Here is a 12787-nt window from a genome sequence, read left to right as displayed (position 1 = left end):
CTCGCTCCGCGCGAGGTCGCGATCACACCGAGACGACTTCCGGCCGCAAGCCCAAGGCGTCCAGGGACTGGACCACTTCGTTGCGATAAATTGGGTTCATGACAATGACGAGGTCGGGTGGATGATCAACAAGCTCTGTCGGAGCGATCACAGGATGGCCGCTCCCTGGCGTAAATTTGCCTTGCTTGTAGGGATTGATGTCGACAGCAGCAGACACCTCCTCCCCTATCTTCAGTGTCGTCAGGAATGACACCGCCTTGGAGCCGCCGCCCCACAGCACCACGCGCCGGCCAGCGGCATGGGCAGAACGGATACGCTCCAGCCATCGATGTTGCGAAGCCCTTACGCGGATGGGAAACGTTTCGGCCAAGTGGTGCATTTCCTCCAGGTCGCGTTCCAGCGGCAGCCTTGGCATTGATCGGTCTTTTGACGGCCTGGCGTACTGGACGATGTACTGCTTGTCGTAGACGAGTTCCAGATCGATGACGTCGAAGCCTTCCTGCCGAAATAGGCGCGCATGCGCGCCGGCACTGAAATAGGAACAATGCTCGTAATAGATATCCCAAAAGGCACTTTCGGCGAGCACGCGTTTTGCGTCGGGGGTTTCGAAGAAGATCCAATCTTCGGTCCGTTCGCCAACCATCTCGCGGATCAGCCGCACGAATGCGGCAACCGACTTTATGTGCTCGAGCGTGTGTCGGCAAAGGACCGTGTCGGATTGAAGATGCCGATACCGCGTTCCGAAGAAGTCGACGATAAACTCGATGTTGTGGAAGTCTTCGTTGCGTCCCTTGTCGGCGCGATACCCTGGATCGATGCCGACCCCCGTGGCCTTGCCCGACTGGCAGAGTTCTCGCAAGAATTCTCCCTTGCCGCAGCCTATCTCCAGCACCCTCTTGCCCGCTATCTCGCATTTGCGAGCGATCTCATGCGCGAGCTCCTTCGCGAAGTCGTTGAAGGTGCTCGAAAAATGCTGCGATTCCTCGAAATTGGTCGAGTAGACCATAACGCCTTCGTCAAAGGCCTTGTTGAATATGAAGCCACACGCTTCGCAGAATGCCAGATCAATCTGGCGACGGGGAAAGGCTTGAGCTTCCTCAGCCGTGTTCAAGAGGACGCAACTGTGAACCGGGACCGATTCGACGCAATAAATTGATCGACCAACCGCCGCAGAGCAGCACGGACACGCCGTCGTTCGAAGTGCCTGGCCGTTCCTGGCAGCATGCGGGTCAAATGAATTCATGGCAGGGTTGCCTCGGCAAGACTATCGGAAATGTCGCGGGCCGTACTCTCGGCTCCGAGATATGCGTTGTGTCCCATTTCGCGGGCAGACTGAACTGATTGAGCAAGGCCAAGGGCGTCACATATGGCCAAATCAAACCGTTCCTCGGAGAACCGGGCTGCATTCAGGCGGCATGCGTTCGGCGCAATAGAAGTTGTGTTCGCCTCGAACCGCTCAATAGCGGTCGAAAGGGAGCCAAGTGTCTGCTTGTCGAAGAGCACGCCGGTGGGGTGATTGCTGTCGCCAAGCGGCCGAACAATGTCGCGAGCCCCGCCACGGCCGAAAGCGATCAACGGAGTACCGCACGCTTGCGCCTCGGCAAGGGCAATCCCGAAGTCTTCGCATCCGGCGAAAACCATGGCGCGAGCGCGCGCGATCTTGTCGATATAGTCGTGCCGGGGCAGGTACCCGGTAAAGACAATGTTAGGACCGGCGATCGATCTCAGGTGCTTTGATTGCACGTCGTCGCCTACAACGACCAGCCGGCGCGATGGCATTTTGCTGAATGCCTCAATGATGAGGTCCGTGCGCTTGTAAGGAGCGTGAAACGCAGCCGTGACATAGTAGTCGTCCTTGTCAGCGACGAATTCGAGCTCCTGGATGGCCACAGGTGGATGGACCACCCTTGCGTCGCGACCGTAGATCCGCTGGATTCGCGAACGGACGTAGGTCGAGTTCGCCAGCATCAGATCAGGACCATGCGCGGTGCGAACATCCCACATCCTCAGATTGTGAAGCAGATACCGAAACGCCAGGCCCTTCGGCCCGAATCCTAGCCCACCCTGCTGCAGGTAGGAGAATTGCTCGTCCCAGGCATATCGCACCGGACTATGGACATAGCAAAGATGGGGCTGGTCCGGCCTGGTCAGAACGCCTCTGGAAAAGGCTGCAGACGAGGAAATGACGGCATCGTACCCAGTTACATCAAATTGCTCGACCATGAATGGGCAGAGAAAGAAAAGTGACCGATAATACTTTTTTACAAACGGAAGACGATTCATAGGGGATACGTGGAACATGACATCCCTGAAATAATCTTCTTTTACGTCCTTCGGCAGAAAATCAAACAGCGTAAAGACCTCGGCTCGCGGGAATATCTTGCAAAGACGAGCGAGAACGCGTTCCCCGCCTCGAAAATTCGGGCACCAGTCGTGCACGAGAGCGATGCGGGCGTTGCGGTCGATAGCGGCCAATGGCGTCGTGGCAGCGGAACGGGTGCTACTGCCACCAAGACGTTGTGAGTCAGAAGATTTTGCCCGCCGCTCATGACGCATGTGCTTTTCCCCGACCCCTTGCCATCATGCGACAGTGTGTTGTGCGTCCGATCTGCACAAGCTCCCTTTCAGGCTGAGCTGCGTCCCTGACAGAGCATGCATGCATGCATTCCAACGGAGTAAGCCTGCTACTTCGATGTGCCTAAGAGCGGGCATCAGCGCCAACCTATGCACAGGCTGCATCGCTGCGTTTGGCGCGTTAGGATGCATCATGGAGCCTGGCGCGCCTGCATCTGGTTTTGTTTGCCAAAGGAAGAGCTGATCGTCGATGAAAGTGGTCGTGGCCATTGCAACGTTCGGACGTCCTGAACACGTGACCCGACTTCTTGCACAGCTTGAGAAGCAGTCCAGATTACCGGACGCCGTCATCATCTCCGCCCCGGATGCCGGACACATCCCCACCAATATGGCCTCAACGTTCCCCGTCTCGATACTGCTCGGCAAGACCGGCTTGCCCGCTCAGCGAAACGTCGCTCTCGACGCGGTCGTTGACCGGTTCGACATTGTCACCTTTTTCGATGACGACTTCATTCCTGAAGACACCTATCTCGCCGGCGTGTCGAGGGCCTTCGAGCAGCAACCTGACTGGGCGGTCATAACAGGCAACGTGCTTAGGGATGGAGCAAGCTCGGCAGGCCTGACCTGGGATGAGGGTATGCAAGCGCTCGCAGATGCCGGCCCCACCGCGCAAGCGCGCGGCGTGGACAAGCTGTGTGGCTATGGCTGCAACATGTCCATCAGGACGGCATTCATAGGCAATCTGCGCTTTGATGAGCGCCTAGTCCTCTATGGGTGGCAGGAAGACGTCGATTTCACCAGCCAACTGAGAGTCAAAGGGCGGGTTGTTGGCTTGAACTCGGTCCGGGGTGTCCACCTCGGCGTGAAGACCGGCCGCGTTAGTGGTGTTCGCTTCGGTTATTCTCAGGTAGCCAACCCAATATATCTTATCCGCAAAGGCACCGTTCCGTTCATCTTCGCATTGCGGCTGGTGGGCAAGAATCTTCTCGCTAATCTCGCACGCAGCCTCTGGCCGGAGTCCTATGTCGATCGGCGAGGACGCCTCCGTGGCAATCTTCTTGCCATATCACATGTGGCGAGAGGTCGGGTAGAGCCGGAATATATTTTGGAAATCTAGCGCAGAGGTCGTGATGCTGGAAGAGCCAACTCGTTCGATCGACATTGGGTTGACCAATCGCGTGGCGTGCTCACGCAAGCTGTTCAATCGATGGAGGACCGCGCATTTTCTTCGTGTGGCTGTGCTGGCGGGACTTTCAGCCAGCGCAGTTGTTGGCGCTTCATCTGCCAACCCCACAGGGTATGTTCTGGGGGCTCAAGACAAGATTCGCGTGAAGGTCTACGAATGGCGGGCGTCTCGGGACTCGATATTTGCTTGGGATGCGCTCAATGACGTTTATACGGTCGGCCCAGATGGCTCCGTTTCCCTGCCATTGGTCGGAGAAATCAAGGCTGCCGGCTTCACGACCCAGGAGGTCGCGGGCTTCGTCGGCGAAAGCCTGATGCGAAGCATTGGTCTGGCAAGACCACCGGCCGCAGCGGTGGAAATCGTCCAGTTCCGACCGATTTACGTGGTGGGCAAGGTCTCGCAGTCGGGAGAGTTCGCGTATCGGCCGGGGCTGACGGTCTTGAAGGCATTAGGTCTTGCAGGCGGACTGCGAACCCGGGAAGACAAGGACGCAAGGTTCGAACGCGAGGCGATCCAGGCCCGCGGGGATCTTGGTCTGATCAGGTTGAACGAGGTCAATCTGCTCGTGCGGAAAGCACGGCTGGAGGCGGAATTGTCTCATGCCGACGAGATAGCCCTCCCGCCGGAAGTGACGGCCCACATTCAAGACAGTGCGATCGCCATGATCGTCAAGCAGGAGCGCCTGGTGTTTCAGGCGCGGAGCGAAGGGCTGGATACCCAGATCAAGGCACTTCAAAACCTGCGAGAGTTCCTTGAAAAAGAACTCACGTCGCTTGAGGAGCAACTGGTTTTCCTGGATACGCAGATCAAGTCCATTCAAAAGGAGCTGAAAAGCGTCTCAGCGCTGGTGGACAAAGGTCTCGCGGTTGCGCCTCGCGAATTCTCCTTGGAACGGACGCTCGCGCAGGCCCAAAGTGAAAGGCTTGCGGCTGAGACCAGCCTGCTGCGGGGCCGCCAGGAAATCAGCAAGACGGACATTTCGATTCTTGAACTCCAGGATGGGAGGAGAAACGAGGTGACGGTCGACTTGCGCCAAACGCAGGCCGAGCTCGATGCCCTCGCGAGCAAGACAGAGACAACACAGCAGCTGTTGTACGATTCCGAAGTCTCCGCCCCAAGCCTGGAAGCCCGCCGGGCCGATACGGAAGCGGCGGCGCCGATCTACACGATTTTCAGGCCATCCGCGGACGGCACGACAGAGAAGTTGGAAGCGAGCGAGACGAGCGCTGTCGAGCCCGGGGATACCATAAAAGTCGACATACCGATGATCTCGGATGACCTGGGTGCGTTCGGCGCAACATCGAAGGGACGCAAGCAGGCGCCCGGTATAGCGCTTCGGGAAGACCCCACCAATACCATCGCTATTCCATAGGCCGCGACCCCGGGCATTCGCAACTTGTCACGCGTGCCCAGGGATCGAAGCCGTTCGACGCTTGCCGGAACGGACTGGATGATCGAACCGCGGCATGGCGGCAACCACGGCGCGATTGTCTTTGACGGGCAAGCGTCGACACACGAGAACGACAGCAAGTGGAATATAGAACACGATGCCTGGGTCGGGGCTGCCACTTGCCAGCGATCCAGCCACCAGTGAGGACAATGCGCAGGCGCGGGCGCTCGAGGCGATGGCGTCCACCTGCGGATCGACATGGCTGCTGCCTCGTAGGCCTCGCATCAGCATCGCCAGTAGAACCATCATGATGACCGTACCGAACAATCCCAATTGAGATAGAAGCGCTATCGGCCAACTTGACGCTCGAGAGCTGCCGAGGCCGACTCCCAACCCCGCCGTATCGAAGAAGGACTGCAGGCTCTTGTAGTTCCAGTAGCTGCGCTCCTGGCCGGAGGTCGACGTGACCTTGTTGATGATGGTGGTGTCGACAAGCTGCACCACCGGATCGAGGAAGTGAGGGTAAAACAAGATGACGCCCATACCCAGCAGCAGCAGGGGCATGAGAAGCGTCAAAAGCAAGGCTTCCCCAGATCTTAGCCGACCTGAAGCCAGGGACGTTGCGATGGATATGACGACCGGCAAGCTGACGATGGTGAGGCCGACATAGGCGGTCGACGATGTCGATAGCAACAGGAGGCCGAACAATACGGATCCCAGGCCGAGCGCAAACTTGGATCCGGTCTTGGTCCAGTAGGTGTAACTGAACGCAAGGCCTGACAGGGATACGCCGCCGAAGGCCGAAGCTTCTGAAAACGCCCCCGCGATGCGAAAGAATCCAGCCTCTGTAACGTCCGTCAACATAGAGTAGTTGGCGGTCCGGATGGGGGCGAGGATGTCGCCGGCACCTGCGACTTTCCCCAACAGATCCAGCATGCCCATCGACACGTGCAAGATGAACCACAAGAAGTAACCGCGTTTGATATCCGTTAACGTGCCTTCGCGCTGAACCAGCACGCAGACTGCCAGAAACGTAAGCCCAGCAAGCACGAAGTATCCGGTCTGAGAAATGTTGGCCGACACCGGCGCCAACGCCGCTTCGTAGACGCCCCTGCCGGTTCGCGACGCAACAAAGGCACTGGTCTGTCCCTCAAACAGCCGTGGGAACAGCAGCGCGCCCAAAGTCACATAGATCATCAGCGCGCACACGATCCATGTTGCACCAATATGTCCGAAGGCTATTCCAATTTCGCGCCATATTCCACGCCGCGCCAACGCTGTCGCGATGAGCAGTATGTTGAAAATCGTGAAGATCAGCGGAGATGATCCTCCTAGGGAGCCTATTGTGCCGATTGCGGTCGCGCCGAAAGCCAGCGAGGCAATAAGGGCGGTGATCATCGACCAGCGCATGTAGGTCACAACTGCAAGAATTCCACAGCATACCAACAGGCCAACGACGGAGATTTGCACTCAAATCCTCCAATAACCGGCGTATGATGCGCAAGCGCATGGACAAATCATCTGCTTCACACGAAGGGCCGACTCTGATCTCCTGCGCACGCTGATCAGATCGACCGTACCAAGCCGACCTGGGGAGATCGTCGTGTTATTTGCCGTCGTCGGCGTTGCAAGCCTGTCCCTGCTGATCGGGCTGAAGTTCCGCGCGCCAGCGATTATTGTGGCTACGCTTGTGGTGATCCTCATGGGCATCATCACCGGCAGTGTTCTCCAGCTTTCGGTTCGAACCACGATCGGCTCTACACTATGCCTGGTTCTCGTTGCGCAGACTTTCTATCTGATCGGCCTTGCGATCGGACTGCTGCGCCACCGTACCCGGTAGCGTTGTAAGCGCGTTGGCCGTGGTTCCAGCGGGTGCCACCTAGGAAGTCTGATCAAATCGCAAGATCGCCGGTATTGTCCTTGCAAGGATTTTGAGGTCGCTTGCGAATGACCATGTCTGGATATACTCAGTGTCGATCGATACACGGGAAGAATATTCGGCCAGGTTTCTGCCGCTCACCTGCCAAAGGCCCGTCAGCCCTGGGCGCGCTTTCAGATATTCCAGCGATGCGGCTCCATAGCGTTCCAGTTCGTCGGCCACGACAGGTCGCGGACCAACGCAGCTCATGTCGCCACGCATGATATTGAACAACTGCGGCAGCTCATCCAAGCTCGATCTCCGCAGCATATGGCCAAAAAACACAACACGTGGATCGCACTTCAGCTTCTGGTTGGCCTCCCACTCTTGAGCGGCGTCAGGATTGGAACTCAAATGTCGTTCCAGCACCTCCTCGGCATTTCGAACCATGGTGCGGAACTTGTAGCAATCGAAGGCCGCTCCGTTGAACCCGATGCGGCGGTGAACGAATAGTACCGGCCCGCCCGTCGTTATTTTTATGACGAGAGGGATGAATATCATAACGGGGCTGACCAGAACGAGCGCGATTGAGGCAACCAGGAGGTCTAGCAGCCGTTTTGCACGACCCCCGATTGGCTGCAGGCGTCGGCTTGGTGCGTTGTCGTTGGCGATTGCCGAAGATTTGTCGGTCCCAGGAGTGATGGCGTTGGGGGCTTGGCTGGCGCTGACTTCTGCTGAACAGACAGAATGTACATGCGGCCTGATGCTTGCGCTGGGCTCCGGCAGGGCAAACAGTGCCACCGGCGCGGCTCGCTTCCCCACCGAAGGGTTCATTCCAAGCTGCTGCAGACTGTTTTCAAACGTGTCGGACATTTGTAGCGACAACTTTCTGTTTCCTTGACATATTCGCAATCGAGCATGCCGGTCAGCAAGCAACGAAAAGGTAGTAGGTCTGCGATTACGCACTTCACCCAACTTACGCCGAAGTTGCTAGAGAACGACCCCTGGTGCCCACCCACATATGCGCACCCGCCAGCGTTTATAGCGAGTGCACCGGCGAGACCTGCGCGTACGACGCAAGCCTTGCCGCAGGCCGCACGGCTATGCCGGCGGGTGTGAGGCGGGCCGATTGGACGGAGCGGCGGCCAGATTGTCTACGAAAGCGAACGAAGCGGGGCGATGGCGTGCAACCTGGCGCCGGCGACGCCCGTCATCAGCATTGCAAGACGCCTACGCATCCAAGCGTCAGGATGCCTGACTGTCATGTCAGCCGAACCAAATCGACGGGGTCAATTCCAAGACGGCAACGCGCCAGGGGGTCATCGTTAGCGTGGAGCTTGAGCTGCGAGCTTACGGTGATCACGCGTCGAAGCTGAATGGACTTTGGTCAGTATTACGCCCAGGACGGTTGAATTGTTGTTCCTGAGGGTCGCCACTAACTCTGCAAGTTGGTCCATGGAGGTTACGCCCCACTGCGCTACAACAATCACGCCAGCAAGCATCGGGCAGATTGAAAGTGTATCGGATCCCGATGTAAATGGTGGAAGATCTACAAGGGTCATCTTGTAGTATAGGCCGACTTCCTTCAGAACATTCTCCAAATTCTTGGCGATAATCAAATTGCCTGCTCCACTCTCAGAGCTCTTCAAGCAGTAATATCCAGTTTCCTCAATTAACTGGATTTTTCTTACATGCCCTTTTGCATCAACGGATTCCTGGTCGAACACATCGAAATTCGGCGTCTTCAGCAAATCATTGGCCACGGCGGAATTATTGTCGGCATTAACGACCAGAGTTTGAATGCCCGATACTGCATAGAGCGCCGCCAGATTGCTAACGACGGTGGCTTTTCCGTCTCCGGGGGACACTGAAGTGATCCCGATCCGCGCTTGGCTGGGTCCTCTCGCGACGTTGATCGATAATTTGGCACTTTTCAAGCTGGCCGCGAAGACGGATTGAGGCTCCCTGAGCACCTCGTCGAGACGACCGAAACCACCTCGTTTGAAACGAACGTGCGGCAACTCTCCAATACACGCCAGACCCAGTTCCCGGCCGATTTGCTGCGCCGAGCGTACATTGCGATCAAGACTTCGTCGAGCAACGGCAAAGCCGATGCCGGCGACCAGTCCGGCGAGTCCCCCGAAGGCAAGGATCAGTTTCTTGCGTGGCCAGCTTTCCACCTTCGGGCTGGTCGCGGAGGTGATGACCCTGGCATTTGCGATTAGATATGGCTGTTGATCAACCGAATTTGTGTATGCCGCAAGCAGGCTCTCGTACATCTTGCGGTAGGTATCCGCGGTAACTTCCAGCTGCTCCAGGGTGGTCTGGCGGTCGCCGCCAGCCACGCCATCCTGGCCGCCGACAGGCGTTTGGTTTTGATCGATACTATAGTCATGCTTTGCCCGAAACTCCTGGGCGATGCGGGTGGCTTCGTTCATCTGGTTGCCGACCTCCTGCATCCTCTTCTCCAACCAAACGATCCCTTCTCCAGCTGCCTGCGTTGTCGTTTGAACCTGCTCGCGCACGAAGGCATCGGCCGTCGCATTTGCAATACGTGCCGACAAAGCCGGCTCCAAGGACTGGAAGGTGATATCGATCGCGTAGGAGACGCCGACACGCTGCACCTCCAGACCCTCATCGAACACCTCAACCGCGACGCGCTCGCGCTCCGATTCCGGTTGCCGAACTTCCGTTTGTTTGTCGTCTGACCACGGGAAATTCTCCAACGCGGCATAGCCGCCATGGTCGTGCAGCGACGCGGCGTCAACGATGCTGGCCCAGGCCCTTCGAATCCGGGTCCCGATGCCAGGCCCATGAATGTCTCTGAAGCTTGGATCGTTCATAAGCCCTAGGTCATCGATTACCATCATCGCGATCTTCTGGGAGCGCAGAACCGCGAGCTGGCTCTCGACCTGGGCGGTGTCGAGAGACAGGTTCACTTCGGCGGGCTGCTGTTGCTGAAGGCCGCGGGGAATCTTCGGCTCGATCAGGATTTGCGTTCGCGCCGAATAGATCGGGTCAGAGGTGATGACATAGAACGTCGATAGCAAGAGACCCGCAACACAAAACGCAGATATGAAGACAGTATACTGTCTCACAAAGTAGAATACATCATGAAGACTGATGAATTCGTGCGACATGCCAACTTCTCGCCATGACCTGTCGTTTGTCGCCAGCGACCGTTGTAGCATGCTTGAAATCCATATTTACGACTGGACCAATGCCAGCAGTTGAGTGATAGGCTGTCGCTTCCGCTGCGAAAACCCGTTCAAATGGTGTACAATGCCGCGCGGTGTTGCTCCCAATGGTGGTCGGTATCAGCTCATTTTGATGAGGCGCGGCCGGTATGACAGAGGCATTCTAAGCCGAATCCCGAAGCGCCTGATCGAACATATCTCGATCCAAGCCGGGCCTTGATGCATCAGGCGATGCCGATATCGGCCGAACTATCGCACTCTCCGTCTTGTCAAGATACTGCATCAGGGCCGTCACCAGGTGGTAGAATATGCTGGCGGGCGTTTCCGTGGCTAAGGCCCTGCCCTTTTCATCGATCCTGTCGATCCACAGTCCTACGGGGGCTGGGTCGATATGCCAGCGAAACAAGCGCCCGACACGGGTTTCGATCTCCGGCTTCAGGTCTGGCCCGCCGGTTCCATCCAGTGCGATCGCGGCCTTGATCGCCTCCGCCTGGGGCCAGCTCCTCGAGATCATGTCGAGCGGCAAAGCTGAACGCGACACGGCACCATAGGCCAGGCCGGTCGATCGATTGAGCCCATTGGCTATAGCGGAGGCATAGAGCTTTCTTGCATAGGGCATGAGATCAGTCTGTCCGCTCTTGTCGGCAAACTCGACGAGGAGCGAGGCCCATTCGAAATGGTGGCCGGGCTCAGTCCATTGCCCCTGCTCACCGGCAGCCGGCTTCCATTTGTCGTCGAAATACTCCCCGAGCGTCCAGCTGTCGGCATCGAAAAAATGCGTGCGGAAGAGATCGACGATGCGCGCTGCATGGCGAAGATAGCTCCGCTGGCCGGTAGCCGTATGCCACGCCAAGAAGGCTTCCAGCAAATGCATGTGGGGGTTGCTGCGGCGTAGCCCCGTCCCGCTCGACGTTTCGAGAAACCCGTTCAAACGGCCATCTTCAAGATGCGCGGCGACGAAAGCCATGGTTTCTTCGCCGAGCCTGAGCGCATCCGGGTTTTGTGCCTGATGGGCGTATGCCAGGGCCAGAAGAACACAGGCATGATCGTAGGCATCCTCGCACGGATCCGCGACGGCTCCGTCGACATTGAGTGTACGTGCCCAGCCACCTCGACTGGTTCGTCCACGCTTCATGAACTCGATTCCATGCGCGATGATATTGTCGGCGGGTCCGTCCCACCCGCGCAGCTTGGCGACCGAAAACGCATAGACCTGCCGCGCCATTGTTCGCATGCGCTTTTGCTTGGAAAGCGGCTTGCCGTCTAGCGATAATGCCTCGTGGAAGCCTCCGTAGCGTTCGTCCACCCCCACCGTCGACCAGTGCGGCAATGTCTCATTGAAAAGCCAGTGTGCAACACGCTCGCGCCAGGCGCCCGGCAGCAGAACATGATTGTGGGAAGGCGTGAACTTGGTTTCGAGACGGCCCCATTTCTCAAGCCGCTCGACAACCCGCCTAACATGCTGGCTTTCGGCTACAGGGGCCACGAAGGTCGCATCGGCGGTCGAGACAACGGCAACGTTCTTCAGCCCGATTGCCGACAGCAACCTGCCGCGGCTGCGCAGATAGGAATTTTCGCAGTCTATGGCAACGACATCGCCGATCACCACATTTCCGCTCTCATCGGTCACGCTTGAATCCAGCAATGATTGCCAAGAGCCAAGATCGCTCCAAGTGAAGCTTGCAGGTACCAGAGCGATATTGCTGACTTTCTCCATGATGGCGTAGTCAATGGATATCGCCGGGATTGACGCATAGAGATCGAGCGGGAGATAGGTACCAGAGACGTTTGTCGTCGCCGCATCCAGGGCTTTTTCAGCGCGACGCCAAATCTCGGGACGGTGGCGAAGAAAGGCTTCGCGCATGGTGCTCGCGCGGTACAGAAAGATGCCTGTGTTCCAGAAAAATGAATCGGTGCCGATGTACGTCTTTGCCACCTCGAGCTCGGGTTTCTCGATGAACCGAAGCACGTTGCGAATGTCGGCTCCATCCGTGGGCGCCCCGGCCTCAATGTAGCCATATCCAGCTTCAGGGCGACTTGGACGTAGGCCAAACACAACAAGGCTGCCTTCGTCCGCAGCTGGCATGCCTTTCTCGATTGTCTCCCAGAATTCCAGGTTGGTGGAGATCGCATGATCAGAGGGCACGATGAGAACGATCCCATCCCCGTAGCGAGCCATCGTGTGCAGCGTCGCAGTGGCGACGGCAGCAGCAGTGTTGCGTCCGACCGGTTCGAAGACGGCACATCCACCAGAAAGGTCAATTCCGACAAGGTCGGACCGGACCCTATCTGCGTTGCGTTCCGACGCTATCAGATGGATCGGCGTCTCGGCGTTGCAGCGGCTCTTCAGTCGCCTGACGGTTTGGGTCAGCATTGACCCTTCACCAGCGAGATCATGGAACTGCTTCGGGTTGTCCTCCCGAGACAGCGGCCATAGCCGGGCGCCAACTCCGCCACTCAACACAAAACAGGAAATTCGACCAGTCATGATGCTTTCAACCCGCTCAGGCGCGACACAGATCGCCAGTAAGCTTTCCCTTGAGAGCCCGGCAGCCGTAGCCGACGCAAATCTCGAAGCGCCT

General features: G+C 57.6%; 9 protein-coding genes. 3 read left to right on the top strand and 6 right to left on the bottom strand.

Going from position 1 to position 12787, the window contains the following annotated elements:
- Nucleotides 1–22 precede the first annotated feature (22 nt).
- Together MESOP_RS14735 and MESOP_RS14730 are read right to left on the bottom strand one after the other, a co-directional pair.
- A complete protein-coding gene (locus MESOP_RS14735) occupies nucleotides 23–1111 on the bottom strand; it encodes a class I SAM-dependent methyltransferase (RefSeq protein WP_245265099.1) in 1089 nt (362 codons plus the stop codon).
- Between the two features lie 128 nt (nucleotides 1112–1239).
- The gene (locus tag MESOP_RS14730; RefSeq protein WP_013894106.1) at nucleotides 1240–2556 is read right to left on the bottom strand and encodes a glycosyltransferase; all 1317 of its coding nucleotides are present in this window, start codon (nucleotides 2554–2556) and stop codon (nucleotides 1240–1242) included.
- Between the two features lie 268 nt (nucleotides 2557–2824).
- On the opposite strand from MESOP_RS14730, the gene MESOP_RS14725 reads away from it, so the two are divergent.
- Nucleotides 2825–3691, top strand: a complete 867-nt coding sequence (locus MESOP_RS14725) for a glycosyltransferase family 2 protein (RefSeq protein WP_013894105.1) — start codon at nucleotides 2825–2827, stop codon at nucleotides 3689–3691.
- Between the two features lie 13 nt (nucleotides 3692–3704).
- Entirely contained in the window at nucleotides 3705–5132 is a 1428-nt protein-coding gene (locus tag MESOP_RS14720) for a polysaccharide biosynthesis/export family protein (protein ID WP_013894104.1), read from the top strand.
- Nucleotides 5133–5159: 27 nt separating this feature from the next.
- Here MESOP_RS14720 and MESOP_RS14715 read toward each other — a convergent pair whose 3' ends face one another.
- Nucleotides 5160–6620: a hypothetical protein gene (locus tag MESOP_RS14715; RefSeq protein ID WP_013894103.1), complete on the bottom strand. Its 1461-nt coding sequence runs from the start codon at nucleotides 6618–6620 to the stop codon at nucleotides 5160–5162.
- Nucleotides 6621–6753: 133 nt separating this feature from the next.
- Between MESOP_RS14715 and MESOP_RS14710 the strand changes: the two genes are divergently transcribed.
- Complete coding sequence (locus MESOP_RS14710; RefSeq protein ID WP_013894102.1) at nucleotides 6754–6990, top strand: hypothetical protein; 237 nt, start codon at nucleotides 6754–6756, stop codon at nucleotides 6988–6990.
- A 39-nt stretch (nucleotides 6991–7029) separates the two neighbouring features.
- Here the strand turns inward: MESOP_RS14710 and MESOP_RS33660 are convergent, their stop codons facing one another.
- The 3 genes from MESOP_RS33660 to MESOP_RS14695 all read right to left on the bottom strand — a co-directional run bounded on the left by MESOP_RS33660 (nucleotide 7030) and on the right by MESOP_RS14695 (nucleotide 12693).
- A complete protein-coding gene (locus tag MESOP_RS33660) occupies nucleotides 7030–7893 on the bottom strand; it encodes a sugar transferase (protein ID WP_013894101.1) in 864 nt (287 codons plus the stop codon).
- Between the two features lie 440 nt (nucleotides 7894–8333).
- Nucleotides 8334–10148, bottom strand: coding sequence for a GNVR domain-containing protein (locus tag MESOP_RS14700; RefSeq protein ID WP_013894100.1), 1815 nt, complete (start codon nucleotides 10146–10148; stop codon nucleotides 8334–8336).
- Between the two features lie 220 nt (nucleotides 10149–10368).
- Nucleotides 10369–12693, bottom strand: coding sequence for an AGE family epimerase/isomerase (locus MESOP_RS14695; RefSeq protein ID WP_013894099.1), 2325 nt, complete (start codon nucleotides 12691–12693; stop codon nucleotides 10369–10371).
- Nucleotides 12694–12787 lie beyond the last annotated feature (94 nt).

Source organism: Mesorhizobium opportunistum WSM2075, from assembly GCF_000176035.2.
GTDB classification, from domain to species: domain Bacteria; phylum Pseudomonadota; class Alphaproteobacteria; order Rhizobiales; family Rhizobiaceae; genus Mesorhizobium; species Mesorhizobium opportunistum.
Note: the sequence above shows the minus strand (reverse complement) of the source record. Positions and strands in the feature narration are given on the sequence as shown.